Genomic DNA, 25,525 nt, shown 5'->3' with positions numbered 1-25,525 from the left:
AAAAAAAGGCATTTTAATGTAAAATAAAAATTATTAAGATATTATTAAAACGTTTTCGCCAAAATTTTGGCTTTAATTAAAGAAGGGAGTTTTGTTTTATGTGTGAAGTAACAGGAGCAAATGCTCATATGGCTGCAATTGCTGCTAAAAAGAAGTTATCATCACAATTTTTTAAAAAGGGTATTTCAATTGCTTTATTTTCAGGACTTATGTACGGATTCTATTCAGCATTTATGACATTGGGTATGACTAAAGGAGTATGGAGTGACTGGAATGGAGCTAATACAGCAGGTTTGTCCGTTTTTGTTATTACATATATGTTAGGTGCCCTTGGCAGTGCAGTAAATGATTCCTGCAGTGCTGTTTGGGCTCTGATTTATGCAGGGATTAAGGGAAAAGCTGGAGATTTTTTCAGATGTCTGAATACTACACCTGGTCGTGTAATGATTTTAGCAGCACTTATAGGAGGGCCTATTTCCAGTACGGCCTATGTTATTGGACTTCAAATGGCCGGATCAATTGTTATTCCTATTACTGCACTTTGTCCTGCTATTGGTGCCATTTTGGGAAGAATTTTATTTAAACAGGAATTAAATAAGCGTATGATGCTGGGAATTGCTATTTGTGTCATTGCAAGCTTTATGATTGGAAGTACAAGTATTGGTGCAGATGCTCCAAAAGGTGCATTCTTGGGTATTTGCATTGCTTTTATAGCTGCCCTTGGCTGGGGATTTGAAGGCTGTGTAGCTGGTTACGGTACATCCATGATTGATTCTGAAATTGGTATTACTATTCGCCAGGTAACTTCAGGTATTTCAAATTTAATCATATTACTGCCTATTTTTGGTATGATGGCAGGTAGTGTTAAACTTTCAGCTAATCTTGTGTTTCAGGCATTTGGAAGTGGTTCTGCCATGTTCTGGTTTGCTTTAAGTGGTCTTTGTGCATTTATTTCCTATATGAACTGGTACAGAGGAAACAGTATGTGTGGTGCAGCTCTTGGTATGGCTTGCAATGGTACCTATTCATTCTGGGGACCGTTTTGCTGCTGGATAGTACTTGGGGTATTTGGAGGCATGCAGGGTTGGAGCTTACCTCCAATTGCTTGGATTGCCGCTGTACTGATGGTATTTGGTATTCTGGTAATATCTATGAATCCAATGGATTTATTCAAGAAAAAGGAGGCTGAGTAGTATGAAAAAGCCACTTAATTATGCTATTTTGAAGTATTTTACAACAGTTAAAGAAGCTTGTGCAGAAGATGTTATTGATGCTTTAAAAAGTGAATATGGAAATTTTAAGGCACTTAAAAAAGATGCGGTAATTTCTGCTTTAATGACGGCTGAAGCCAATGGCCTTCTTGAAGAAACCAGATTTGAAATGGACAAGACAGATTCTTTGAGGGTTTATTATCATGCAAATGAAGAGGGTGCATCTACAATTAATAAATATATTAAGGATTAAGTACCATATATTCAACATGAACATTGTAATTTTGAATAAATTCGGGGGGTGCAACAATGAGTCTTCTTGACATGGTGAGAGAAGCTGGTGTTATTGGTGCAGGTGGTGCAGGGTTTCCTACCCATGTGAAACTGACATCAAAGGCGGAATACATACTTTTAAACGGAGCTGAATGTGAACCGCTTTTAAGGGTTGATCAGCAGTTGATGGGCCTGTTCCCAGATGAGATAATTAAAGGATTCCAGGCAGCTGGAAAATTAGTTGGTGCCAAAAAGGCGCTTATAGGTATTAAGTCAAAACATAAGGATGTAATTTCCATACTTGGTGAGAGAATTGCGGCACTTAAGGCAGGGGATTTTGTGGAAGTAAAAGAGCTGCCTGATATCTATCCTGCAGGTGATGAACAGGTTTTGGTCTATGAACTTACAGGCAGGGTTGTTCCAGAAACTGGAATACCAATTAAAGTTGGATGTGTAGTAGTTAATGTGGAAACGGTATTGAACATTTATCATGCTGGACATGGAGAGCATGTTACGGAGAAATATATTACAGTTGCAGGGGACATACCTAAGTCTTTTACGGTGAAAGTTCCAGTGGGAACTCCTATTATAGATGTGCTTAAATTGAGCGGTATAGATAATTTTGAGAATTATGCAGTTATTGACGGTGGACCTATGATGGGATCTGTCATGAGTAATATAAATGGATATGTTACAAAGAAAAACAAGGGATTTGTAATATTGAAAAAGCAGCATCATCTGATACGCAGGAAGTCTGTGAGTATAGAGCAGGCAAAAAGAGTGAACAGGGCTACCTGTGAACAATGCCGAATGTGTACGGATATGTGTCCACGGTATCTGCTTGGGCATGATATGCAGCCTCATAAGATGATGAGAGCCATGAATTATGCACTTAAGGATGCTGAGGGACAGAAAATTGCCCAGCTGTGCTGTCAGTGTAATTTATGTGAGCTGTTTTCGTGTCCCGCAGGACTTTATCCTAAATGGGCAAATCTCTATTTTAAGGAAAAACTTACAAAGGAGAATATCAGGTATAAACCTGTAAAATCAAAATTTTATGCACGCAGGAGCCGTGAGTATCGATTGATTCCAAGTAAGCGTCTTATTGCCAGACTTGGTTTATATGATTTTGACAGGCCAGCTCCAATGACGGAAGTTGAAATAAAACCTGAAATGGTTCATATTGCCACAAGACAGCATGTAGGAGCACCAGCAGTTCCAATTGTTTCAGTTGGTGACCATGTAGATGCGGGACAGCAAATTGGAAAGATACCTGAAGATAGTTTAGGTGCTGCTATTCATACAAGTATATCAGGTACCGTTGAAAAAGTTGATAATGATTTTATTGCAATAAGGAGGGGATAATATGGGGAAGGCTATAGGAATGGTGGAATTTACAAGCATTGCCCGAGGCATATATGCAGCAGATCAAATGGTGAAGATGTCCGATGTGGAAATAGTTATAGCAGGTTCTACCTGCCCGGGGAAATATATTGCTATTGTTCAAGGTGATGTTGCAGCAGTTAACGATTCAGTAGGTATAGGTGAAAGAATGGCAGAAGAATTTTTAGTGGACTCTATTATTATACCCAATGTCAGTCCAGCAGTATTTCCAGCAATAACTGGTGCAACTATGCCGGATGAAATCCAGGCTCTGGGAATCATGGAGTCCTTTTCCATGGCAACCATGGTTATAGCTGCTGATGCAATTTTAAAATCTGCAGAATTACAGCCCCTGGAACTTCGATTGGGAAATGGCTTGGGCGGAAAGTCGTTCTTTACTTTTACTGGAGATGTGGCTGCGGTTGAGACTGGTGTTGAAGCGGGAAAAGCTGTTGCGGAAGAAAAGGGATTGCTGGTAAATTCAGAGGTTATACCTTCGCCATCGGACAGATTATTGGCATCTTTGCTCTAATTTTCATTAGAAATTGATTATAAATAGATTTTGATTTTATAATTAGTCCAAATATAAAATTGTCTTAGAGGTATATGAAACATACTTGGGTTTGCGAAAGCTAAATTCAGGTATGTTTTTTTATGATAAAAGAGTTTTGTGCAATCAAAATATTATTAGTTTCTATAAAAAAATGCAACAGATATTATGAACTTGATTGTGAAAATTAATACTATTAGTTCAACAAAGTAACTATAGTCCAAAATGTCATTAAAAAAGCAAGATATTATACAAGTAAAATATGTCGTTTTATGACATAAAAAGAAGTTGTTATAATTTATAATCAGATTATATTAATATATTAATATGATGCATAAAGCTTTGCAAATGATTTCTAATGTTGTCGGGAAATAGTTGATGGCGTTAATAAAGTGAATGTGATTGAATGGCAGGTTCCTGTGACTTTTTTTCATGTGTTCAATTAAGCTATTTAATAGCAAGGGGCTGCTTTGTATAGATTGTACAAATATAATTTACATTCTTACTTAAAAGTTGTGCAGAAAACAATGTTTTGACAGAAAATTGGCCGTATTATACTTTGAAGTTTAATAATATCAAAATAAGTCTGAATACGTATTAAATGAGTGCTCTCAGCAAAATAATAAAATAATTGGAGGAAATAAATATTATGGCAGAAGCAGTTAGATATGACAGATATGATCTTTCCATAGTTAATGCCAAACGTAAAGTTAAGGCAAAATACAGTAGAATGGGTTCTATTTATGGATTGATTTCAGGAATAACTTTTGCTCTTAACAGCGTAATAGTAGGAGTAGCTTTGGCAATGACTCCGCTTACACTTAAGGCAAGTGCTATAGTTGCTCCGTTGGTTGCAGCAGCAATGAATGACAGCATGACAGCATTATGGTTACTTGTATACAACATAATCAAAGGAAGATTTGCGGAAATTGGACGTACATTAAAAACATTCCCAGGATTTATGATATGTGTTGCAGCCATACTTGGTGGACCATTTGCCATGGGATGCTATCTACTAGGAATACAGTTTGCGGGAAGTGCATATGCAATGCCTATTTCAGCTTTGTGTCCAGTTGTTGGTGCCATTTTGGCCCGTATATTTTTAAAACAGAAGATGTCATTGAGAATATCTTTAGGTATGATAATATGTGTTGCGGGATGTTTCATTATAAGTATTACACCACCAAGCGGCAGTTATCCTCATTTCTATTTGGGAATATTATTCTCCTTCGGGGCAGCTTTTGGATGGGGAGCAGAAGGAATGATATCTTCATTTGGAAGTTCCGTAGTAGATCCAGAGGTAGCTATAAATATTCGTGAGTTAACATCTGGTATTTTTGACATAATAATAGTTTTGCCTATAATCGCAGGAATAGGAATGTTTGCCCAGATTTTTACAGCTCCTAGAACTTTGATAATAATTGCAGGAGCGGCTTTAGCAGGAGCAGTATCCTTCTTAACTTGGTACAAGGCCAATAATATGATCGGAGTTGCACCAGGAATGGCATTGAATGTAACTTATGTTTTGTGGGGACTGGTATTCTCAGTTATTTTAACAGGAATAGCTTTAACTCCTTCACTTATAATTGGTGCATTAGCTTGTACTTTTGGTGCTATACTGGTTGTCATGAATCCATTTGCTATTTTTTCAAGGAAAAAGGAGGAACTGCAGTAATGAGAAGTTTATTACCTTTAAGATTTGGAGTGCTATATTATTTGGATAAAGTTGATAAAGCTTGTGCAGATGATGTACTGGTAGGACTAAAATCAGAATATGGAACAGAAAGGCAATTTAATAAATCAAGTATTAACGACCATTTATTGTCCATGAGGGAAAATGGAATTGTGAAGGATACAGATGCAAAATTGGAGAAGGATGGAACACTGTGTCTTTATTATTCTATAAATGAAGAGGGCAGAGATTTGTTAAAAAAATATCTTCCTAAGAGTTGGAGATTGTAACATTAAAAGTTGTTTTGGATTTGATGATATTTAGTGCAAAAATGTAACTATAGTGCAAGAAATCAAAAATAACTAACGGATATTATCCAGCAAAATATTTCATTTTGTGCCATATGAAAATGTTTTGCTGAGTTAATATTGTTATGAAGTGAAAATGTTTTAACTATGAATCAAACGCGTTGCAGGCATATACATAAATTCATTTAGAATTGACAGCTTAGCTTGAATTTAAATTTTATTTGTTCAAATAATTTTTCAGCAGAGGCAAACAAATAGAATATTGTATTTGCTTGAAAAGGAGGATTATAAAGTGAGGTATTATGGAGAAGAAGCGCTAGGACTTGTGGAAACAGTGGGAATGGTTCCTGCAATTGAGGCAGCGGATAAAATGCTTAAAGCTGCGGATGTTGAACTTATATCATATGAAAACATAGGTTCAACTCTTGTCACGATTATGATTAAGGGTGATGTTGCTGCTGTTAGAGCATCTGTTGAAGCAGGAGCAGCTGCAGCTGCGGCAATAGGCAAATTGACGGCGCAAAATGTTATGCCTCGACCTATCAGAGGTGTTGGGGATATTGTTTCAGTACATGATGTGGATGCGTAAAATAAAGTAAAGGAAAGGGAATACAGATGAGCAAATATGTAGCTTTAGGTTTAATAGAAACATTTGGTTTGGTTTTCGTTTTGGAGGCCGCAGATGCAATGTGCAAAGCCGCTGATGTTGAATTGATTGGCTATGAAAATGTGGCTTCAGGATATATTTCCGTATTAGTTTCTGGAGATGTAGAAGCATGCAAGGCAGCTGTGGATGCTGGAGTAAAAGCTGTGGAGGATATGGGGGCTGAAGTTTATAGTTCAGTTGTCATTGCAAGTCCTCATGAAGATCTTCAAAAAATTACTGCACGTTATTCACTTGACAAATTGCTTCCTTAATGTGTAGATGATACACAGCAGCACCGTACAGAATTAAAAAACACTGAGTTGAGGTAGTTAGATAAAAAGTAAAAGGAGAGTCAAAAATGAATATTATTGACAATGATTTGCTTTCCATGCAGGAATCTCGGATTCTTGTAGAAAACGCCAGAGAAGCCCAGAGATTATTGGCAACTTTCCCACAAGAGAAGTTAGATGAAATTGTTGAGCGTATGGCGGAAGAAATAGGAAAGCATGCCCGGGAACTTGCCATGATGTCTCAGGATGAAACTGATTATGGTAAATGGCAGGATAAATATATTAAAAATCGATTTGTCAGTGAGTATTTGCCAGCTAAACTTAGAGGAATGCGCTGTGTTGGAATTATCAACGAAGATAAGCAGAACAAGACTAAGGATGTAGGTGTGCCCATGGGCGTGATTGTTGCATTATGTCCTGCCACAAGTCCTGTATCAACTACAATCTATAAGGCTTTGATTGCCGTAAAATCTGGAAATGCAATTATTTTTTCTCCTCACCCTAGAGCAAAGAAAACGATTTGCAAAACCATTGAAATTATGGTTCGTGCAGCTGAGGGGTATGGACTGCCAGCAGGAGCTCTTGCTTATTTGCATACAGTAACATCAAGCGGAACCATTGAATTAATGAATCATAAGTCTACTTCCTTGATAATGAATACAGGTGTTAGCAAAATGCTTAAGGCAGCATATAGATCGGGGAAACCTGTTATTTATGGAGGAACTGGAAATGGTCCAGCATTCATCGAGCGAACAGCTGATATCAAACAGGCAGTTAAAGATATTATTACCAGCAAGACCTTTGATAATGGAATAGTATCTTCATCAGAACAATCTATTGTTGTTGACAGCTGTATTGCCGCTGAAGTTAAACAGGAATTAAAAAATAATGGGGCCTATTTCATGACAGAGGAAGAAGCACAAAAACTTGGTTCACTGTTTTTCCATTACGATGGGAGCATGAATTCCCAGGTAGTGGGAAAATCTGCACAGCAATTGGCTAGGAAAGCAGGATTTACTGTTGCGGATAAGGTTACAGTATTGATTGCAGAGCAGAAGTATGTTTCCGAGGGCAATCCTTATTCTAAGGAAAAACTTTGTCCCGTATTGGCTTATTATATTGAGGACGATTGGATGCATGCCTGCGAAAAATGTATTGAACTGCTGCTTAGCGAGAAAAATGGACATACTCTTGTAATACATTCAAAAGATGAAGAAGTAATTAGGCAATTTGCATTAAAAAAACCTGTAGGAAGAATACTTGTTAATACACCTGCTTCCTTTGGCGGCATGGGTGTCACAACTAATTTGTTTCCTTCCTTGACTTTGGGAAGTGGATCAACAGGAGAGGGAATGACTTCTGATAATGTGTCACCTATGAACCTTATTTATATTCGTAAAGTTGGTTATGGTGTAAGAAATGTAGAAGATATTATTCATGTAGATTTAGAAAATCAAAAAGAAAATTTTAATAACCTATCAAATCCGGATGAAAAAAAGCCGGAGGATGTGCAGATACTTCAGGATATTTTAAAAAAGATCATGCAGGAAATTAAATAGTATGCACATTTATGTACTGCATGAAAAATGACAATGTTTAAATATCAGATGTTGAATCTGAAATAATCTATAGAAGAAGAGAGGTAAGTATTTTGGATATTCGTGAGTTTTCAAATAAGTTTGCAGAGGCAACTAAAGACATGTCTGCAGAAGAACAGGCTGCATTATTGAAGATGTTTAAAGGTATTTCAGCGGAAATTACAAAAGAAAGTAATGGACAAACTGATGATTTTGCAGAATCCTGTGCAAATAATGGTGAAATTCCAAATGCAATGACAGAACGTCTTAAAAAATTAAAAGAAACATATTTAAAATGGAAGCCTTCCATAACAACATATCGTGCCAGGGCAATTACAAAAATTGCAAAGGAAAACCCGGGCATGCCTAAAATTTTACTGCGTGCCAAGTGCTTTCGTTATTGCTGCGAAACTGCACCACTTGTAATCCAGGACAATGAACTGATAGTAGGAGCACCTTGCGGAGCACCTCGTGCAGGGGCCTTTTCACCGGATATTGCATGGAGATGGATGGTTGATGAAATAGATACTATTGGAGAGCGACCTCAGGACCCATTTTATATTTCTAAAGAGGATAAAAAGGTTATGAGAGAAGAACTTTTCCCATTTTGGGAGGGGAAATCAGTTGATGAATACTGTGAAGATCAGTATCGTGAAGCAGGAGTATGGGAATTATCAGGTGAATCATTTGTTTCAGACTGTTCTTATCATGCAATAAACGGTGGTGGAGATTCAAACCCTGGATATGATGTAATTCTTATGAAAAAAGGAATGCTTGACATTCAGAAAGAAGCAAAAGAACACTTAAAAAAATTGGATTATGAAAATCCTGATGATATCGAAAAGATCTATTTTTATAAATCCGTTATAGATACTACAGAGGGAGTTATGATTTATGCAAAGCGTTTGTCAGATTATGCAGCAGAACTTGCAGCAAAAGAGACAAATCCTAAACGTAAGGCTGAACTCGAGAAAGTTTCAGAAGTAAATGCATGGGTTCCCGCACATAAACCACGTACTTTCTGGGAAGCAATCCAGTCTGTTTGGACTATAGAATCACTGCTTGTAGTTGAAGAAAATCAGACAGGTATGTCCATAGGACGTGTTGATCAGTACATGTATCCCTTCTATAAGGCAGACATAGAAGAAGGAAGAATGAACAATCGCCAAGCCTTTGAACTTGCTGGATGCATGCTTATAAAGATGTCCGAGATGATGTGGATTACAAGTGAAGGGGGTTCCAAGTTCTTTGCAGGATATCAGCCTTTTGTAAACATGTGTGTAGGTGGTGTCACACGTGAAGGACTTGATGCGACAAACGACCTGACTTATCTTTTGATGGATGCAGTTCGTCATGTTAAAATTTATCAGCCTTCTCTGGCTTGCCGTATTCATACCAAGTCACCAAAGAAGTATTTGAAGAAAATAGTAGATGTTGTTCGTGCCGGCATGGGATTCCCAGCTTGCCATTTTGATGATGCACATATAAAGATGATGCTTGCAAAGGGAGTTTCCATAGAAGATGCAAGAGATTACTGCATAATGGGATGCGTTGAGCCACAAAAAGCTGGGCGTTTATATCAGTGGACATCAACTGCGTATACCCAGTGGCCTATTTGTGTAGAACTGGTTTTAAACCATGGTGTTCCTCTGTGGTATGGCAAACAGGTTTGCCCTGACATGGGAGATTTAGACAGGTTCAAGACTTATGAAGAATTTGATGAAGCTGTAAAGGAAGAAATTAAATACATTACAAAATGGACAGACGTTGCTACAGTTATTTCACAGCGTGTCCACAGAGATCTGGCTCCTAAGCCGTTGATGTCAATTATGTATGAAGGCTGCATGGAACATGGAAAAGATGTTTCAGCGGGGGGAGCTATGTACAACTTCGGACCAGGCGTCGTATGGAGTGGACTTGCTACTTATGCAGATTCCATGGCAGCAATAAAGAAGATTGTATTTGATGACAAAAAATATACACTTAAACAGTTAAATGAAGCATTGAAAGCTGATTTCGTAGGATATGAACAGATTAGGAACGACTGCCTGAAGGCTCCAAAGTATGGTAATGATGATGATTATGCAGATTTGATAGCTTCGGATTTAATTAACTTTACAGAAATGGAACATAGAAAATTCAAGACTTTATATTCTGTTTTAAGTCATGGTACCTTGTCTATATCAAACAATACTCCATTTGGACAGATGACAGGTGCAAGTGCCAATGGACGAAAAGCTTGGACACCATTGTCGGATGGCATCAGCCCTACACAGGGAGCTGATTTCAAGGGACCTACAGCTATTATAAAATCAGTATCAAAAATGTCCTGCGACAACATGAACATAGGTATGGTTCATAACTTCAAACTTATGGCAGGCCTTTTGGATACCCCTGAAGGAGAAGAAGGAATTATTACACTGCTTCGTACAGCCTGCATTTTTGGGAACGGACAGATGCAGTTCAACTATCTGGACAACAATACTTTGCTTGAAGCACAGAAACATCCTGAGCAGTACAGGGATTTGATTGTTCGTGTAGCTGGTTACAGTGCATTCTTTGTTGAATTGTGCAAAGATGTTCAAGATGAGATTATAAGCAGAACAATGCTGACACATTTTTAAATAAAATAATCTATTGATTTTAAATTGATTTATCTGCCGCCTGCATTTTGTATGCTGAAGGGTGTGCCGGATGATAGGGGCAGTTAAATTATTTATTTGGATATGGAAAATGAATCAAACAGGAGATTGGTTGGTATGAGTGATACTAAGGGAGCAATAATTGAAAGAAAAGCATTCATTTTTAATGTGCAAAAATACAATATGTATGATGGGCCGGGTGTACGAACGTTAGTGTTCTTTAAGGGATGTCCATTGCGTTGCAGATGGTGTGCCAATCCGGAGGGGCTGGAACGAAAATATCAAGTTATGTTTAAAAGTAACTCATGTGTTAACTGCGGTGCCTGCGTTTCTGTTTGTCCAGTTGGAATACATGGTATTTCAAGGGACATGAAGCATGAAATCAATCGTAAAATTGATTGTCTGGGATGCCGTAAATGTCAGGAAGTTTGTCCAGAGTCTGCATTATCAATTATGGGAGAGGTAAAAACTGTTTCTGAAGTAATGGAAATCATAGAAGAAGACAGAGAATTTTATGATGTTTCCGGTGGAGGTGTTACTCTAGGCGGCGGTGAGGTAACAATGCAATCGGAATTTGCAACTAATTTACTTATGATGTGCAAGCAGGAGGGAATTAATACAGCTATTGAAACCTGTGGATATACAAAATTGGAGACCATACTTAAGATGGCTGAATTTGTAGATCTATTTCTCTTTGATATAAAACATGTGGACTCTCAAAGACATTATGAGCTTACTGGAGTTCACAATGAACGAATTTTAAATAATTTAAAAGAACTTCTCCGTAAAAGATATAATGTTAAGGTTAGAATGCCGCTGCTGAAAGGCATAAATGACAGCCAGCATGAGATTGAAAGTGTAATTGATTTTTTGAAGCCTTTTCGTGATTACAAAAATTTTAAGGGTATAGATTTGCTTCCTTATCATAAATTAGGTGTAAATAAATATTCACAGTTGGATAAGGAGTATCCAATAGAAGGTGATCCCAGCCTTAGTAATGATCAATTGAACAGAATTGAAAGCTGGATAAAGAAATATGAATTTCCTGTTGCAGTTGTGAAACATTGATAAGTGGTCACTATATTAGAGAATATATACAAAGAAAACATAATACTAGTGTTCCTAGCAGGGCAGGCATGGGTATTTTAAAGAGATGTTTGTTTCTAAAAGAGAAGTAAAGGGGGATTAAAATGAAATTTATTACCGAAATTGACTTGAGGGATTTATATAGAAAAGAACCTTTTACAGATTACAAAGCAGAATCAGGGACAAGGCTTACGCCAGGAGCACGTCAATTTTTGGCGGATAAAGGAATAAATATATTTGGCAAGAGCTCTTACACAAATAGAAAAACTGTAAAAAAGAATACTGAAGATGAAAAGTTACATCCTATTGAAGAGCATAAATCCGAATCTATTAATAAGCAGAATGACTGGAGAATGAAAAAACTTTACAGCAAAATGGGGTCAATGGAAGCATTATTTCTTATAACTGAAGAAGAGCTTTTGGGCAGGGATGTTTTTTTGGCACAGAACGTTATTAATTTAGGAAAGCAATTTACTAATATTAAAAATGCTATGAAGGGAAAAGGATCTACAGGAAACCTTTGCTGCAATGGATGTACTGGAATAAATACTGATAATTTTTCCTCTAATGTAGATGATTGCTTTGAAATTACAGAGTTTCATGTGCAGCTGGAAAAGGGAAGAGAAATTTTGATTTTGCATAGACTTCGCTGTGCCCTTAGAGAAATTGAACCAGCTGTTTTAGAAACGGTTGAGGGTGATTATAAGAGTGAACTGTATAAAGATGTTGTAGGGAAGATTAATCAGGTTATTAATAGCTTATCCCAAATGATTTGTTCAATTATTGGAGGTAAAAAATGTCAAAGAGAAATTTAACCTTTGAATTCTGTGATAGGTTTGTAAAAGATTTTGAACATGTAGTGGAACATCCCATTGTAGGTAACTCTTCTGTTTATTATACAGGAGTTGATTTGGGTACTGCATGTGTTGTATTAGCAGTTTTAGATGAAAACTATAAACCGGTGGCAGGGGCCTACAGATATGCTGATGTAGTCCGAGATGGAATGGTTGTAGATTATATTGGTGCAATTAATATTGTGAGAGAAATGAAACATGAAATTGAAGAAAAACTTGGAAAAGAACTGATTTATGGAGCTGCAGCAATTCCTCCGGGAACAGATGAACTGGATTCAGGAGCTGTTAAAAACGTGGTTCAGGCTGCTGGTTTTGAATTGACAAATGTGCTGGATGAACCTACTGCTGCAAATAAAGTCCTCAAAATCAAGGATGGAGCAGTAGTTGATATTGGTGGTGGTACTACTGGAATTTCAATTTTGAAGGATGGAAAGGTTGTTTATATAGCGGATGAACCAACGGGAGGTACTCAATTTTCATTGGTTATCTCAGGTGCATATAAGATGCCTTTTTCGGAAGCAGAGTTGTATAAACGTAATCCTGAAAATCACAAGGAATTACTTCCTATATTAAGACCTGTAGTTGAAAAAATTTCATCTATCATAAATCAACATATTAAAGGCTATAATGTTCAGGAAATATCCCTGGTTGGAGGAACATGCTGCCTGGGTGGTATTGAAAAAATTATAGAGAAGAGAACTGGTATTTTTACTCACAAACCTAAAAATCCAATGTTTGTAACTCCTTTGGGTATAGCACTTAGCTGTACACAAGAAAGCATAGGATAGGAGAGAGAACTATGGAGTTTAGAATTATTAAATCTCCTTCAAAAGGCACTATAGATATGCTGATGAGGCGTATGGCAAATGGCACGGATAAAACTTCCATCTGTGCTGATGCAGTTGGTCTCGTGCAGGGCATGATGATAGAGATGATTTGTGCGGCTGATATTGCTGAGAAAGCAGTTGGCGTCACTGTTAAAGATGTAAGGGGAAGCTGTCCGCAAAACATGATAATGATTGCCATTTTTGGAGATACGGCATCTGTGGAATCAGCAATTTATGAGATTAAGTGTAATTTAAAAAGGAGAAAGACTTATGTTAATAGCAAGACTGATTGATAATGTATGGGCTACGAGAAAAGCAGAATCATTAAATGGACTGAAATTTATGCTGGCAGAAATAATTGGCGGTACTGGAGCAGGACAGCATTTGATTGTAGCAGATATCATCAGTGCAGGTATTGGAGACAGGGTTATTGTGTGCACTGGATCGTCAGCTCGAAGAATGCTGGGCAATGATGACATTCCAGTTGATGCAGCTGTTATAGGAATAATTGATGAGGATTGTAATTTTGAATAAATTCACCCGGATATGACAGCAGCTCTTCTTTAAATGAAAGGATGTGAAGAAATGAAAAAATTAATTTGTGCAAAAGATGTAGAAACAGCAGCAAATCAAGGACAAAAAGTAATTTATATTGAGACTGATGGAATTATTACACCATCAGCTAGAGATGCAGCAAAGGCTTATGGAATAGAATTTTCTACAGAAACCAAGATTTGTGAATCAAAGAATTCCTGTGAAGAAAAAGTTTCTGAACTGACAAAGGTTTGCAGTAATGATGGAATTGACAGTGATATTATTTATAAACTGGTTAAAATCTTGAAGGATAAGGGCCTTTTTGGACAAATGATTGATTTGCTTTCCAATAAGCCATATGTTTGTGAAACTGACGGCAGTGGTTTGAAGCTGGTTCGTGGAAATTCAGTAAAAATGGATGTATTTGATACGGGAAATCCAAGCGCCAAAGTATTTTATCAGGAATTGATAAGCAAGGATGATGCCTCCATGAGTGCAGGGTTTCTGACAATTGATCACTCAGACTTTGACTGGGAACTGACTTATGAGGAAATTGATTATGTTATTGAAGGCACTTTGACAGTTACCATTAATGGAAAGACCTTTACTGCACATCCAGGTGATGTACTTTGTGTGCCATCAGGATCTAAAGTAATTTGGGGATCTCCTGACAAGGTTAAGTTATTTTATGCTACATATCCAGCTAACTGGGCTGATCTTGTAAGTTAGAAGTAAGGAGGATTAGGCGATGCAGGCACTTGGGTTAATCGAAACAAAAGGACTTGTTGCAGCTATTGAGAGTGCAGATGCCATGCTTAAAGCGGCAGATGTTAATATTTTGGAAAAGATGTATGTAGGCGGAGGTCTTGTTTCGATTGCTGTAACTGGTGATGTAGCTGCGGTAAAAGCAGCTGTAGAGGCTGGTGCAGCGGCAGTTGGAATGTTAAATAGCACACTACTGATTTCACAGCATGTTATTCCCCGTCCACATGAGTATTTAGAAGACACTATTATATCGTCAAAATTACTGAAAGATATGGATATTCCAACCGCTGCTTCAGCAGAAATAGAATCAGCAGCTGAAATTATTAAGGAAGAAACTGCAGAAGCCCCTGCTAAAGTTATTGAAGAAGAAGCTGTGAAGGTTCCTTCTGAAGTTGTCAAAGAGGAAACTGCAGAAGCTCCTGTTGAAGTTATTAAAGAACAAGCTTTCCAAGCTGAAGATGCAGCAGTGGAAAGTTTCGAAAATGATGAAGTAGTACTATCAGGGGATACGACCCCTTCTTTAGAAATGGATTTGAGTAAACTGCATAATAGAAAAGATGTAGACAAGATCCTGTCTGAATGCGGATTAGAAAATACTATTAAGCTTTTAAGCAAATTAAAGGTTATAGAACTTAGAAATCTTGCTCGTAAATATAGGAACTTTGGTATCAAGGGAAGGTCCATTTCTAAAGCGGGAAAGCAATTGCTGATTACAGAATTCAAGAAATTCTACGGATATAATTAACAAGGTTATAAAAAAATTAAAAATATATTATGAAAACAATAGATAAGAACAATGGAGGGATTACAGTTGGAAAATATTGATTATGATCTACGTTCTGTACAGGAAGCAAGAAATCTGGCACGTTTGGGAAAAATTGCGGCAGATCGGATTGCAGAATATACTGAAGAACAAATCGATAAAATTTTATGCAACATGGTGAGAGTAGCAGAGGAAAATGCAGTTTCACTGGCAAAGATGGCCGTAGAAGAAACAGGATTTGGAAAAGTTGAGGATAAGACTTATAAAAACCATATGGCTTCAACCTGCGTATATAATGCGACTAAGGATATGAAGACAATAGGAGTAATAAAAGAGGATACAGCTGAAAAGGTAATAGAAATTGCTGAACCAGTTGGTTTGGTAATGGGTATAGTACCTTCCACAAATCCAACATCTACAGCTATTTTCAAATCAATAATTGCAATTAAATCACGAAATGCAATTGTATTTTCACCACATCCAGCTGCATTAAAGTGTACAACAAAGGCAATAGAGCTTATGAGAGATGCAGCAATAGAGGCGGGAGCTCCGGCAAATATCATAGGAAGTGTGACAACACCATCCATGGAAGCTACAAATGAGCTTATGAAGAGCAAAGAAGTGGCAATGATAATAGCAACAGGAGGACCTGGAATGGTAAGAGCTGCATACAGTTCAGGAAAGCCTGCACTGGGAGTTGGAGCAGGAAACTCACCATCTTATATAGAAAAGACAGCAGATGTACATCAATCTGTTAAAGATATTATAGCCAGCAAGAGTTTCGATTATGGGACAATCTGTGCATCAGAGCAGTCTGTAATTGCAGAAGAGTGCAATTATGATAAAATAGTTGCAGAATTTAAGAAACAGGGCGGATATTTCATGACAACTGAAGAAACTAAAAAAGTATGCAATTTACTTTTTAAGAATGGCGGACACAGCATGAGTGCAAAATTTGTTGGAAGATCACCGCAGGTTATTGCAGCAGGAGCAGGAATATCAATACCAGAAGGAACAAAAGTTTTAATAGGAAAACAAGATGGAGTAGGAGATGGATATCCACTATCCTACGAGAAACTTACAACAGTACTTGCATTCTATACAGTAAAAGACTGGCATGAAGCATGTGAACTGAGCAAGAAACTGCTTCAGAACGGACTTGGACATACAATGAACATTCATACAAATGACAGAAGCATGGTAATGAAGTTTGCAGGGAAACCAGCATCAAGGATTCTTGTAAATACAGGTGGAAGCCAGGGAGGAACAGGAGCAAGCACAGGACTTCTGCCTTCATTCACATTAGGTTGTGGTACATGGGGAGGAAGTTCAGTTTCTGAGAATGTAAGCCCGATGCACCTTATAAACATAAAGAGAGTGGCATATGGAATAAAGAACTGCAGTACATTGGCAGCAGATGATCCAACATTCAACCATCCTGAAGTTTCGGGAGGAAATGGTGCAGGATGTTATTCAACAAGCCCTGCTTCATATGTAGCAAAATGTAATTGTGACAGCAAAGTTAACTACGATGCAGATTGCTATGGTACAAATCCTGTTCCAGATAACAATGATAATAATGAAAAACTTGCAAAACTGGTAAGTGAATTAGTAGCTGCAATGAAGGGAGTTAAATAAAATGGAGAAGTATGAAGCTGTCCTGAAGCTTTTACTGGAGGCTATGAAAGATAATTTGCCTTCTGAAGGGGCTAAAGAAGATAGGTATGAAATTCCAGTGGGAGTTTCAAATCGTCATATCCATCTCTCACAAGCAGATTTTAACAGTTTGTTCGGAGAAGGGTGTAAGCTGACAAAAATCAAAGATTTAAAGCAGCCTGGACAGTATGCGTGTAAGGAAACATTAACAATTTGCGGAGCAAAAGGTGCAATTGAAAAAATTAGAATTCTTGGACCTTTACGCAGTAAGACACAGGTGGAAATTTTAAGAGGGGATTCCTTTAAATTAGGAACAATTTCACAGGTTAAAATGTCAGGAGATTTAAACGGCACACCTGGAATCACTATAGTTGGGCCAAAGGGATCCGTTCAGATAAAAGAAGGTCTCATTGTTGCACAAAGACATATCCATATGACACCTGAAGATGCTCGCCATTTCAATGTAAGTGATGGACAGATAGTCAGCATTAAAGTTGATGGACCACGTGGTGGTATTTATAACAATGTAGCTATTAGGTCAAATGATACTTCTGCTTTAGAATGTCATGTTGATACTGAAGAGGCAAATGCAATGGAAATAAGTAACGTATCAAAAATTACAATAATAAAGTAGTTATATAAGAAAGGAGAAATAAAAAATGAAATATGATGCATTGGGAATGATTGAAACAAGAGGTCTGGTAGGTTCTATAGAGGCAGCAGATGCCATGGTCAAGGCAGCTAATGTTTATTTAATTGGAAAAGAACATATAGGCGCAGGACTTGTAACAGTAATGGTAAGAGGAGACGTAGGAGCTGTAAAGGCAGCAACTGATGCAGGAGCAGCAGCAGCACAGCGTGTTGGAGAACTTATCTCCGTTCATGTAATACCACGTCCACATATGGACGTTGAGACTATTCTCCCTAAAATTTCAAAGGAAGATGAAAAATAGACTATATAAAATTTAGGAGGAAATAAAAAATGAAATATGATGCATTGGGAATGATTGAAACAAAAGGTCTGGTAGGTTCTATAGAGGCAGCAGATGCAATGGTTAAAGCAGCTAATGTGAACCTTATTGGCAAGGAACTTGTAGGTGGAGGACTTGTAACAGTAATGGTAAGAGGAGACGTAGGAGCTGTAAAGGCAGCAACTGATGCAGGAGCAGCAGCAGCACAGCGTGTTGGAGAACTTATCTCCGTTCATGTAATACCACGTCCACATGTTGAAGTTGAAACTATTCTTCCTAAGGTTCAAAAGCCTATTGAAGAAGAGTAGGCTGCAATTTGTCAGTTAAACCAACATACAAAATGACTTTATAGTTAGTCAGATATGTTATCTTAATAGTGATATATTTAAAATAATATTTTAAGGAACGTATCTAGATTTGTGTGAATCAAATCAAGGTACGTTCCTTTTTATTAGATGAAAATGTGCAATAAAATTACTTTAATAACAAAAGATACGGGAGGAAAATAATGGAGAACAAGTTTGGACTAAAATCCAAGATTTATTTTAATGAACAATCTTTGCAGCTTTTAGAGAAGGTTAAGGGTTCTCGAGCATTTATTGTTTCTGATTCTGTTATAGAAAAGCTGGGATATCTTCAAAAAACAAAGGATTATCTTAAAAATGCTGGATTGGATTCAGTGGTTTTTACTGGAGTGCGTCCTGATCCAGATGTACAGGTTATTGCAGATGCTATGAAACTGTATGCAGAAAGCAATGCGGATGTTATTGTTGCAATAGGCGGAGGTTCTACTATAGATACTGCAAAGGGAATTTTATATTTTGCATGGAATTTGGCAAATTCAGCAGGACAGAAAATGAAAAAACCTTTATTTATTGCAATTCCTTCTACAAGTGGAACGGGTTCAGAAGTGACAGATTTTACTGTTATTACTTCAAAAGGAGAAAAGGTGTGCATTGTAGATGATTTTATTGCACCGGATGTAGCAATACTTGATTCCACTTGCATTCAGCATGTTCCTCAGCGTGTAATGGTTGATACAGGACTAGATGTTCTGGTTCATGGTATTGAGGCTTATGTTTCTACAAATGCAACAGATTTTACAGATGCACTTGCAGAAAAAGCAGTAAAATTAGTTTTTGAGAATATTGAAAGACTTTACAAGGATGCAGGTGACTCTGAGGCTCGAAATCATATTCAAAATGCTTCATGCATGGCAGGGATGGCATTCACAAATGCAGGTTTAGGAATTAATCATAGCTTGGCTCACGCTTTAGGAGGAGCTTTTCACATTTCCCACGGAAGATCCAATGCATTATTACTCAATGAGGTAATGAAATACAATGGAAATTTATGTGGAAATATTAACAATCCCATTGCTGAAAGATACGCAAAACTTGCATCAGTTCTGCAGCTCCCAGCTAGAACAGTTCGTGAAGGGGCTGTAAGTTTTATGCAGGCTGTAACTGATTTGAAAAAATCCCTTGGTGTTGAAGATAATATTCGTGCTCTTGGAATTGAGCAGAATAAGTTTGAAGAGACGATTGAGCATATGGCTGAAACGGCAATGGGTGACAGATGCACCCCAACTAATCCGAGGGAAGCTTCTAAAGAAGAATTAGTAAGCATTTATCGAAATTGTTATTAATAAGCATCCATATTCATTTTGAACAGGTTAATTTGTTTAGAATAAGAGTGTTGACTTTGTCGACACTCTGTTATTTTATATTTAAAAATATTTAATTTGATGTTCCATATTTTATATTTCAGCTGTAATAGGTTGATGTTTGGAAATATTCTTGTTATAATATTCTCTCAGTGAACTATAATTAGAATTCCCAGCAAATGTTTGGGTTTTGATAGCTAAATAATATATTTAATATGAGTGGTGAATTATTTATGGAAATGGAAGAATTAGTGCAAAAAAAGTTACGGCTTGTTTTTAAAGATAATAGTATAATATTTGATAAATCACGTCCCGCAGGTGGACTTACCAATTATAACTATATTATGAATATCAAAGAGACTGAATATGTTATCAGGCAGCCTGGCGCCATGACTAATCTTATGATTGATAGAAAAAAGGAAAAACTCAATGAAGAAATTGTTTCAGAACTTGGAATCAATTCTGAGTGCATTTATTTTGATGAGATAAGTGGAATCAAAATTACCTCATATATCAAAGACAGTAAAAACATTACTCAAGTTGGTCCATGTTATCCTGAAAATTTAAAAGCTGTTTCTGAGATTATGAAAAAAACTCATTCAAACCCAAAACTTTTCCCAAATTTTTTTGATTGGCAAAAGGAGTTAAATAAATATGAACATATTATTCAGCAACTTAATGGTGATTTTTTCTTTGACTATTCTACACTTAAAAAACAACTGATTGATTTTATGAAAAGAAATATTAAAGATACAATTTTTGTTCCCTGTCATAACGACACAGTGCCCGAAAACTTTGTGGTGGATGACAATGGCAGAACTTACCTTGTGGATTGGGAATATTCTGGAATGAACGACCCAAGCTGGGATGTAGCTGCGTATATTCTTGAATCCAGATTAACCCAAGAGGCAATTCAATATTTTCTTTTGGACTACTATGGAAAATTTCCCACACCTGCAGAAGTATTAAAAATAAAATGTTATATGGTAGCGCAGGATTTGCTTTGGATGGTATGGGCCATGATTAGACATTACAGCGGTGACGATTTTCTCGACTACTGCTGCTTTAGATACGAACGCTTTCAAAAAAATGTCAAGATAATTACAGGTTCATCAGATTATTCCATTGCCGATATGGTAAAAGGGTGTGAGTAAGGCACAGGTTGTTGAAAACTCTAGGCAAAAGAGAAAAACAAAATCAGGGTGGAGATATACGTACACCTTTTTTTGTGAATTGAGAGTTCTATCATATAAAATTAAAAGATCCAGAGGTCATGCCTGAACATTGCATGACCTATTTCCAGTGTGCAGGCATAGGTGGCAATCTTAAGGGTTAAAGTTCCGGAAATAGAGGTAAGGTAAATTACTGTTTCTGGTTTATAAAATGATCGTAAACTATTTTGGAAATTCTTCCAATGGTGTCCCGTGCTAGGTTGTTAGTAGGGGCATTCCATGTAAGACCGCAGAAAATGTAATCCGTATTGGGAAGATATACTATGCCTGCATCATGACTTATTCCATCTAAATCTCCTGTCTTATGTGCAATAAGGGTATCGTCTGGAATATAAAGTCTCATAACACTGTTGTCCAATTGAGAGATCAATATGTTTTTCATTAGGATACTGTAAGGATTGCCAATTTTTACACCTTTATAGATGATTTCAAAGAACTTTACCATATCAGCGGCAGTGGTCTTATTTTCCCGGCCTTCTTTTCTTGCATCTGAATCCATCATCTTCCTTTGAAGTACAGTATTTTTAAGTCCCAGATTTTTAATATAATTATTTACGTTACTTATACCTGAAATATCCATCAATATATTTGCAGCAGTGTTATCACTTTGTATTATCATTAAAGTGATTATATCTTTTAAAGTATAGCTGTTTCCGCTTTCCAAAAGATTAAGTATGCTGAAGGGTACTTTAACCTCATCTTTAACTGTTATTCTCTGATTAAGCGAAAGATCACTTTTTTTAACCAGTTCCAATATTTCCATCATTATGGGTATCTTTATAAGACTTGCCGAAGGTACTACTATGTTTTCGTTGTAAGCAATTTTTTCTCCTGTTTTAAGATTTTCTACCATAAAGGCACAATTAAGTTTTTTTAAATCAATTGACTTCATTATTTTTTCGTACAGCATATTTTCCATCCCCTAATTTTTTGTACTCATTTTTTACCTCCTGAATTTAGTATATATAGAAAATTTAATTTGAAAAATTTTAATAGAGTATTGACTTTATGCCAAGTCCCGGTTTATCTGTAAGCGTTATTTTGCTTTCATTAAATACCGCTCCTCCCTTTATTGGATCCTCCTTGCATAAAACAGGACCGTCCAAATCTATTTTAGTTATTACGCTTTTTGCACAGGCCAGGTGTACTGCGGCTGTTACACTTACTTTTGCTTCCAGCATACAGCCTATCATACATTCAACTCCGTATATTTCTGCCAGAGAACATATCTTTAGTGCATTGTATAATCCACCTGTTTTCATGAGTTTTATATTTATTAGATCCGCGGCTCTCTTCTGTAGAATATTTAGAGCATCCAGAGGAGAAAATATACTTTCATCTGCTAGAACCGGTATGGATATGTTGTCTGTAACGAATTTCAATCCATCTATATCATGTGCTGTAACAGGCTGCTCTACAAATTCAATCTTAAGATCTGCGTCCTCCATCTTTCTTAATACATTTACTGCTTCTTTAGGTTTCCATCCTTGATTGGCGTCTATTCTAAGGGCAATGTCATATCCCACAGCTTGTCTTATGGCTTTCATTCTTTCCAGATCTTTTTTTGAATCTTCACCTACCTTTATTTTTAAAGTTTTATATCCTCTTTTTATGGCACTTATGCTGTCCCTTACCATTTCCTCAGGTTCATTTACGCTTATAGTTATGTCGGTTGTTATTTCTTTTCTAAATCCACCAAGCAGTTTGTATAATGGTGTATTATACAATTGACCGTATAAATCGTAAAGTGCTATGTCCACCGCAGCTTTTGCACTGGTATTTTTTACAATACAGCTGTTTAATTTCTGCATTATAGCTTCAAAGTTTTCTATATCCATACCTATGATGGACTTCTTTATGTGATCTTCTATGGCCCCTTTTATTGCACCAATTGTGTCTCCTGTTATGACCCCGGTGGGTGGAGCTTCTCCAAAACCAATATTATCTGTGTCCGTGTATATTTCCACTATAATATCTTCTATACTTTCCACAGTGCGCAGTGCAGTTCTAAATGGTGTGTTCAGTGGAACGGATATTTTTTTCATTTTTATATCTTTTATTTTCATTAAGATGACCTCCTGTAAATTAATATAAAAAAGCCAGTAAAAGCACAATATTAATAGTGCTTTTACTGGCTTTCATTCACTTTAAAATAAGGGCAGCTTATTTATCATAAATAAAACAGTAAAATTAAAAATATTTTTTTTTGATTTCATTATATTTTTTAATTCCGTCTTTATAAGCTACAATGATGGCCCTCTGAGAGGAGCCATGATATCTTTTTATTACCTGTCTTTCTAATTCATTATCAAAAACCTTAAGACTTCTGTTAATTAAAAGGGATCTTATAAATTCATCAGTAGCCTTCAATGTGGAAGACGAATTCAAATCAAGTATCTTATCTGTATTTAAATCTACCACAAAACCTATATAGAACGAATTGAATCTAATGGTAATAGCATTATCAACATTAGTTTTTGCATTACCCACTATATATACTGTATTTTCTGTATACATCAAATCACCTTACTTTATATAAGAAGTAAATTTGGATACAATGTTGATTAATAAATATATAATATACTAAATATTCAAAGAAGTCAATTTGTTTTCCATGTAAAGTTGGATCCGGTGATCTGGGAAGCAAAAGCGGCAGAGCTTTTTACAGCTGGACATCTGAATTTTTGGGAAAAAAGCAAAGAGAACTAAATTCAAAGGGAAGTGCTGCAAAATTATTTTTCAAGTTAGTTTTACAGTGCTTCATTTCTATATATCAAAAAAATCAGTATTGCTTAGAGCAAACTCGGAACAGCATAACTACTACTGAATAGGTTACAATAAACTAGGTGGATTCTTTAAGGACGTGATATATGTATTCTATGTATGAATAGCTATGACAAGGGGTTTATAATACTTTGTAAATGAGATATTATAAGGAGGTAATCATTGATGAGTAATCGGAAGGTAAAGAAAACAATGGTCATTATATTTTCATGTGCTGGAGCACTACTTATTATCATTTTTGCATCCCTGCTGGGCATAAGCGGGATTTTTGAAAAACCAAAGTATCTGGATCCCTGGCAGAAGACCTACTCGCAAAAATTCCACGATCCCAGGATACGCCTTGTGGCTCATGGCCTATTGTCCTCAAATGGCCATAACATGCAGCCGTGGAAAATCAGGCTCGACAAGAATAACCCCATGGTATTTTATTTATACGCTGACAGTGAACGATTGACAAGCGAGGTAGATCCTTTTGCACGGCAAATGATGGTTACGCAAGGTACCTTTTTGGAGTATGTCAATATAGCCGGAGATGAATTAGGGTATCAAACTGCAATAGACTTGTTTCCAGATGGCGGTTATAATGAGCAAAAACTATCGGAAAGCATGAAAATCAAACCGGTGGCAAAAATTACGATTACAAAGACGAGTCCTCAAAGCAATCCTCTTTATGATTTCATGTTTTTACCGGATACAAACAGGATGGCATATATGTCAACTAAGGTAACTTTTGAACAGATCAATCACTTGAAAGGTGTCAACGCCGATGCGGATATGTCGATAAGAATTTTTCAGGATAGAGAAAACATGGATAAACTGAACGGCTATGCAATGCAGGGAGCCACCATCGAAGCTGGCGTGAGTCGTGTTATGAAGGAATCGGAAACCATTTTTCGCTCTAATGAGTACCAGAAAAACAAATATCGTTATGGCTTTTCTGTTGAGGGGCAGGGTACTTCGGGAATCATGCGGCACCTTGCACAGGGCTTGATCACACTCTTTCCATCCATGAACAGCGGAAAAGCTGCATCGGATATGTTTATTCAGTCTACCCGGACATCGGTAGATAACACACCGGCCTATGCCCTGATTATTACAAAGGACAATAGTCGTTCCAGTCAGATCAAAAGCGGTATGCTTTACAGTAAATTGGTACTGACAGCACATCGGTTGGGATTGGTTATGCAGCCGCTAAGTCAAGTTCTGGAGGAATACCCCGAAATGAAAGAGCCATATAGCAGCATTCATCATGACTATGTTCCAGATGGAGGCACTATTCAGATGCTTGTTCGCTTGGGTAAGCCCACAAAAGAAGTTCCGCAAAGCATGCGGCGTGATGTGATGAATTTGATTGCGGGAGAATAAACTTGTGATATTATGATATGTTTATTGACAGGTAGGGGTTACTGGAGGTCATTGCCAATCAGAAAGGGTGGTTTAAGTGAAGAATTTTATTAAAATTGCTTTAACGGTGAGAAAGGAGAAAGTAAATAATCTTTGAGTAAATTTAAATATGGCAAGGCCAGAAAAATACTACATCATAACGTCCTTCCGGATGATGTTTTTGAGATTGCTCCGTGGTCTTTAGTTTGTACAGCATATTCAATGGATACTGCTTAAACAGTGGATCATTATATATTTTTTCCAGATAATCCGATGGACTGGAATCATGCAGCAAATGATATTCAATATTAAAATATAATTCGTTCCAGACTTATTGTGTAATTGCCAACAATGATGACATGGCTCTAGGCGCAATTGATGTACTTAAGAAGATATGTATGGATTAATTATAAAATTATTAAAAAAACATTGATGACGCAAAGTAATCAATA

28 protein-coding genes are annotated in these 25,525 nt (G+C 36.8%); 24 read left to right on the top strand and 4 right to left on the bottom strand.

Annotation, left to right across the window (positions count from 1 at the left end; genetic code table 11):
- Positions 1 to 98: 98 nt before the first annotated feature.
- The 23 genes from AB8U03_RS11990 (at position 99) to AB8U03_RS11880 (ending at position 20,828) form a co-directional block, all read left to right on the top strand.
- Entirely contained in the window at positions 99 to 1,193 is a 1,095-nt protein-coding gene (locus AB8U03_RS11990) for a hypothetical protein (RefSeq protein WP_369704795.1), read from the top strand.
- Position 1,194: 1 nt separating this feature from the next.
- Entirely contained in the window at positions 1,195 to 1,464 is a 270-nt protein-coding gene (locus AB8U03_RS11985) for a hypothetical protein (protein WP_369704794.1), read from the top strand.
- Between the two features lie 56 nt (positions 1,465 to 1,520).
- A complete protein-coding gene (locus AB8U03_RS11980) occupies positions 1,521 to 2,849 on the top strand; it encodes a 4Fe-4S dicluster domain-containing protein (RefSeq protein ID WP_369704793.1) in 1,329 nt (442 codons plus the stop codon).
- Between the two features lies 1 nt (position 2,850).
- Positions 2,851 to 3,399, top strand: a complete 549-nt coding sequence (locus AB8U03_RS11975) for a BMC domain-containing protein (RefSeq protein WP_369704792.1) — start codon at positions 2,851 to 2,853, stop codon at positions 3,397 to 3,399.
- A gap of 667 nt (positions 3,400 to 4,066) precedes the next feature.
- Complete coding sequence (locus AB8U03_RS11970) at positions 4,067 to 5,092, top strand: DMT family transporter (RefSeq protein WP_369704791.1); 1,026 nt, start codon at positions 4,067 to 4,069, stop codon at positions 5,090 to 5,092.
- Entirely contained in the window at positions 5,092 to 5,379 is a 288-nt protein-coding gene (locus AB8U03_RS11965; protein WP_369704790.1) for a hypothetical protein, read from the top strand. The genes AB8U03_RS11970 and AB8U03_RS11965 overlap by 1 nt, the downstream gene beginning before the upstream one ends.
- 310 nt (positions 5,380 to 5,689) lie before the next feature.
- A complete protein-coding gene (locus AB8U03_RS11960; RefSeq protein WP_369704789.1) occupies positions 5,690 to 5,986 on the top strand; it encodes a BMC domain-containing protein in 297 nt (98 codons plus the stop codon).
- 26 nt (positions 5,987 to 6,012) lie between these two features.
- Positions 6,013 to 6,315 carry a BMC domain-containing protein gene (locus tag AB8U03_RS11955; RefSeq protein WP_369704788.1) on the top strand — a complete coding sequence of 101 codons (303 nt, stop codon included), beginning with the start codon at positions 6,013 to 6,015 and terminating at the stop codon, positions 6,313 to 6,315.
- 86 nt (positions 6,316 to 6,401) lie between these two features.
- Positions 6,402 to 7,892, top strand: coding sequence for an aldehyde dehydrogenase family protein (locus AB8U03_RS11950; protein ID WP_369704787.1), 1,491 nt, complete (start codon positions 6,402 to 6,404; stop codon positions 7,890 to 7,892).
- A 92-nt stretch (positions 7,893 to 7,984) separates the two neighbouring features.
- Positions 7,985 to 10,534: a choline trimethylamine-lyase gene (cutC, locus tag AB8U03_RS11945; RefSeq protein WP_369704786.1), complete on the top strand. Its 2,550-nt coding sequence runs from the start codon at positions 7,985 to 7,987 to the stop codon at positions 10,532 to 10,534.
- A gap of 135 nt (positions 10,535 to 10,669) precedes the next feature.
- Positions 10,670 to 11,620 carry a choline TMA-lyase-activating enzyme gene (gene cutD, locus AB8U03_RS11940; RefSeq protein WP_369704785.1) on the top strand — a complete coding sequence of 317 codons (951 nt, stop codon included), beginning with the start codon at positions 10,670 to 10,672 and terminating at the stop codon, positions 11,618 to 11,620.
- 122 nt (positions 11,621 to 11,742) lie between these two features.
- Positions 11,743 to 12,453 carry an ethanolamine utilization protein gene (locus AB8U03_RS11935; protein ID WP_369704784.1) on the top strand — a complete coding sequence of 237 codons (711 nt, stop codon included), beginning with the start codon at positions 11,743 to 11,745 and terminating at the stop codon, positions 12,451 to 12,453.
- Positions 12,435 to 13,280, top strand: coding sequence for an ethanolamine utilization protein EutJ (gene eutJ / locus AB8U03_RS11930; RefSeq protein WP_369704783.1), 846 nt, complete (start codon positions 12,435 to 12,437; stop codon positions 13,278 to 13,280). Before AB8U03_RS11935 ends, eutJ begins: the two co-directional genes overlap by 19 nt.
- A gap of 11 nt (positions 13,281 to 13,291) precedes the next feature.
- Positions 13,292 to 13,612 (top strand): BMC domain-containing protein, encoded by a 321-nt coding sequence (locus AB8U03_RS11925; protein WP_369704782.1) that lies wholly within the window; start codon positions 13,292 to 13,294, stop codon positions 13,610 to 13,612.
- Positions 13,590 to 13,853: a EutN/CcmL family microcompartment protein gene (locus tag AB8U03_RS11920; protein WP_369704781.1), complete on the top strand. Its 264-nt coding sequence runs from the start codon at positions 13,590 to 13,592 to the stop codon at positions 13,851 to 13,853. Before AB8U03_RS11925 ends, AB8U03_RS11920 begins: the two co-directional genes overlap by 23 nt.
- A 51-nt stretch (positions 13,854 to 13,904) precedes the next feature.
- Positions 13,905 to 14,582 carry a cupin domain-containing protein gene (locus tag AB8U03_RS11915; RefSeq protein ID WP_369704780.1) on the top strand — a complete coding sequence of 226 codons (678 nt, stop codon included), beginning with the start codon at positions 13,905 to 13,907 and terminating at the stop codon, positions 14,580 to 14,582.
- 19 nt (positions 14,583 to 14,601) lie between these two features.
- Positions 14,602 to 15,363: a BMC domain-containing protein gene (locus AB8U03_RS11910; protein WP_369704779.1), complete on the top strand. Its 762-nt coding sequence runs from the start codon at positions 14,602 to 14,604 to the stop codon at positions 15,361 to 15,363.
- A 66-nt stretch (positions 15,364 to 15,429) separates the two neighbouring features.
- Positions 15,430 to 17,019, top strand: a complete 1,590-nt coding sequence (locus tag AB8U03_RS11905; RefSeq protein ID WP_369704778.1) for an acetaldehyde dehydrogenase (acetylating) — start codon at positions 15,430 to 15,432, stop codon at positions 17,017 to 17,019.
- 1 nt (position 17,020) lies between these two features.
- On the top strand, positions 17,021 to 17,671 hold the full coding sequence (locus AB8U03_RS11900) for a phosphate propanoyltransferase (RefSeq protein WP_369704777.1): 651 nt from the start codon (positions 17,021 to 17,023) through the stop codon (positions 17,669 to 17,671).
- A 25-nt stretch (positions 17,672 to 17,696) separates the two neighbouring features.
- Positions 17,697 to 17,990, top strand: coding sequence for an ethanolamine utilization microcompartment protein EutM (gene eutM / locus AB8U03_RS11895; RefSeq protein ID WP_369704776.1), 294 nt, complete (start codon positions 17,697 to 17,699; stop codon positions 17,988 to 17,990).
- A 29-nt stretch (positions 17,991 to 18,019) separates the two neighbouring features.
- Positions 18,020 to 18,316 (top strand): ethanolamine utilization microcompartment protein EutM, encoded by a 297-nt coding sequence (eutM, locus tag AB8U03_RS11890; protein WP_369704775.1) that lies wholly within the window; start codon positions 18,020 to 18,022, stop codon positions 18,314 to 18,316.
- A gap of 200 nt (positions 18,317 to 18,516) precedes the next feature.
- A complete protein-coding gene (locus AB8U03_RS11885; protein ID WP_369704774.1) occupies positions 18,517 to 19,656 on the top strand; it encodes a 1-propanol dehydrogenase PduQ in 1,140 nt (379 codons plus the stop codon).
- A gap of 233 nt (positions 19,657 to 19,889) precedes the next feature.
- A complete protein-coding gene (locus AB8U03_RS11880) occupies positions 19,890 to 20,828 on the top strand; it encodes a choline kinase family protein (RefSeq protein ID WP_369704773.1) in 939 nt (312 codons plus the stop codon).
- A gap of 208 nt (positions 20,829 to 21,036) precedes the next feature.
- On the opposite strand, the gene AB8U03_RS11875 is transcribed toward AB8U03_RS11880, so the two are convergent.
- From AB8U03_RS11875 to AB8U03_RS11865, 3 genes are all read right to left on the bottom strand, one after another.
- A complete protein-coding gene (locus AB8U03_RS11875; protein ID WP_369704772.1) occupies positions 21,037 to 21,816 on the bottom strand; it encodes a serine hydrolase in 780 nt (259 codons plus the stop codon).
- 79 nt (positions 21,817 to 21,895) lie between these two features.
- Complete coding sequence (locus AB8U03_RS11870; protein WP_369704771.1) at positions 21,896 to 22,972, bottom strand: dipeptide epimerase; 1,077 nt, start codon at positions 22,970 to 22,972, stop codon at positions 21,896 to 21,898.
- Positions 22,973 to 23,096: 124 nt separating this feature from the next.
- Entirely contained in the window at positions 23,097 to 23,423 is a 327-nt protein-coding gene (locus AB8U03_RS11865; protein WP_369704770.1) for a DUF3870 domain-containing protein, read from the bottom strand.
- Between the two features lie 432 nt (positions 23,424 to 23,855).
- Between AB8U03_RS11865 and AB8U03_RS11860 the strand changes: the two genes are divergently transcribed.
- On the top strand, positions 23,856 to 25,055 hold the full coding sequence (locus tag AB8U03_RS11860) for an Acg family FMN-binding oxidoreductase (protein ID WP_369704769.1): 1,200 nt from the start codon (positions 23,856 to 23,858) through the stop codon (positions 25,053 to 25,055).
- Positions 25,056 to 25,197: 142 nt separating this feature from the next.
- Here AB8U03_RS11860 and AB8U03_RS11855 read toward each other — a convergent pair whose 3' ends face one another.
- Complete coding sequence (locus AB8U03_RS11855; RefSeq protein WP_369704768.1) at positions 25,198 to 25,368, bottom strand: hypothetical protein; 171 nt, start codon at positions 25,366 to 25,368, stop codon at positions 25,198 to 25,200.
- Positions 25,369 to 25,525: the final 157 nt, after the last annotated feature.

The sequence above is a fragment of the Clostridium moutaii genome, assembly GCF_041205085.1.
Lineage (GTDB): Bacteria > Bacillota > Clostridia > Clostridiales > Clostridiaceae > Clostridium_B > Clostridium_B moutaii.
Note: the sequence above shows the minus strand (reverse complement) of the source record. Positions and strands in the feature narration are given on the sequence as shown.

Excerpts from the sequence above, each read along its gene's own strand:
- AB8U03_RS11950 (WP_369704787.1), top strand. The coding sequence starts at position 6,402 with ATGAATATTATTGACAATGATTTGCTTTCCATGCAGGAATCTCGGATT.
- cutD (WP_369704785.1), top strand. The coding sequence starts at position 10,670 with ATGAGTGATACTAAGGGAGCAATAATTGAAAGAAAAGCATTCATTTTT.
- AB8U03_RS11880 (WP_369704773.1), top strand. The coding sequence starts at position 19,890 with ATGAGTGGTGAATTATTTATGGAAATGGAAGAATTAGTGCAAAAAAAG.
- eutM (WP_369704775.1), top strand. The coding sequence starts at position 18,020 with ATGAAATATGATGCATTGGGAATGATTGAAACAAAAGGTCTGGTAGGT.
- AB8U03_RS11865 (WP_369704770.1), bottom strand. The coding sequence starts at position 23,423 with ATGTATACAGAAAATACAGTATATATAGTGGGTAATGCAAAAACTAAT.
- AB8U03_RS11985 (WP_369704794.1), top strand. The coding sequence starts at position 1,195 with ATGAAAAAGCCACTTAATTATGCTATTTTGAAGTATTTTACAACAGTT.
- AB8U03_RS11910 (WP_369704779.1), top strand. The coding sequence starts at position 14,602 with ATGCAGGCACTTGGGTTAATCGAAACAAAAGGACTTGTTGCAGCTATT.
- AB8U03_RS11870 (WP_369704771.1), bottom strand. The coding sequence starts at position 22,972 with ATGAAAATAAAAGATATAAAAATGAAAAAAATATCCGTTCCACTGAAC.
- AB8U03_RS11925 (WP_369704782.1), top strand. The coding sequence starts at position 13,292 with ATGGAGTTTAGAATTATTAAATCTCCTTCAAAAGGCACTATAGATATG.
- AB8U03_RS11990 (WP_369704795.1), top strand. The coding sequence starts at position 99 with ATGTGTGAAGTAACAGGAGCAAATGCTCATATGGCTGCAATTGCTGCT.
- AB8U03_RS11965 (WP_369704790.1), top strand. The coding sequence starts at position 5,092 with ATGAGAAGTTTATTACCTTTAAGATTTGGAGTGCTATATTATTTGGAT.
- AB8U03_RS11975 (WP_369704792.1), top strand. The coding sequence starts at position 2,851 with ATGGGGAAGGCTATAGGAATGGTGGAATTTACAAGCATTGCCCGAGGC.
- AB8U03_RS11885 (WP_369704774.1), top strand. The coding sequence starts at position 18,517 with ATGGAGAACAAGTTTGGACTAAAATCCAAGATTTATTTTAATGAACAA.
- eutM (WP_369704776.1), top strand. The coding sequence starts at position 17,697 with ATGAAATATGATGCATTGGGAATGATTGAAACAAGAGGTCTGGTAGGT.
- eutJ (WP_369704783.1), top strand. The coding sequence starts at position 12,435 with ATGTCAAAGAGAAATTTAACCTTTGAATTCTGTGATAGGTTTGTAAAA.
- AB8U03_RS11970 (WP_369704791.1), top strand. The coding sequence starts at position 4,067 with ATGGCAGAAGCAGTTAGATATGACAGATATGATCTTTCCATAGTTAAT.
- AB8U03_RS11955 (WP_369704788.1), top strand. The coding sequence starts at position 6,013 with ATGAGCAAATATGTAGCTTTAGGTTTAATAGAAACATTTGGTTTGGTT.
- AB8U03_RS11920 (WP_369704781.1), top strand. The coding sequence starts at position 13,590 with ATGTTAATAGCAAGACTGATTGATAATGTATGGGCTACGAGAAAAGCA.
- AB8U03_RS11875 (WP_369704772.1), bottom strand. The coding sequence starts at position 21,816 with ATGCTGTACGAAAAAATAATGAAGTCAATTGATTTAAAAAAACTTAAT.
- AB8U03_RS11860 (WP_369704769.1), top strand. The coding sequence starts at position 23,856 with ATGAGTAATCGGAAGGTAAAGAAAACAATGGTCATTATATTTTCATGT.
- AB8U03_RS11915 (WP_369704780.1), top strand. The coding sequence starts at position 13,905 with ATGAAAAAATTAATTTGTGCAAAAGATGTAGAAACAGCAGCAAATCAA.
- AB8U03_RS11935 (WP_369704784.1), top strand. The coding sequence starts at position 11,743 with ATGAAATTTATTACCGAAATTGACTTGAGGGATTTATATAGAAAAGAA.
- AB8U03_RS11980 (WP_369704793.1), top strand. The coding sequence starts at position 1,521 with ATGAGTCTTCTTGACATGGTGAGAGAAGCTGGTGTTATTGGTGCAGGT.
- AB8U03_RS11900 (WP_369704777.1), top strand. The coding sequence starts at position 17,021 with ATGGAGAAGTATGAAGCTGTCCTGAAGCTTTTACTGGAGGCTATGAAA.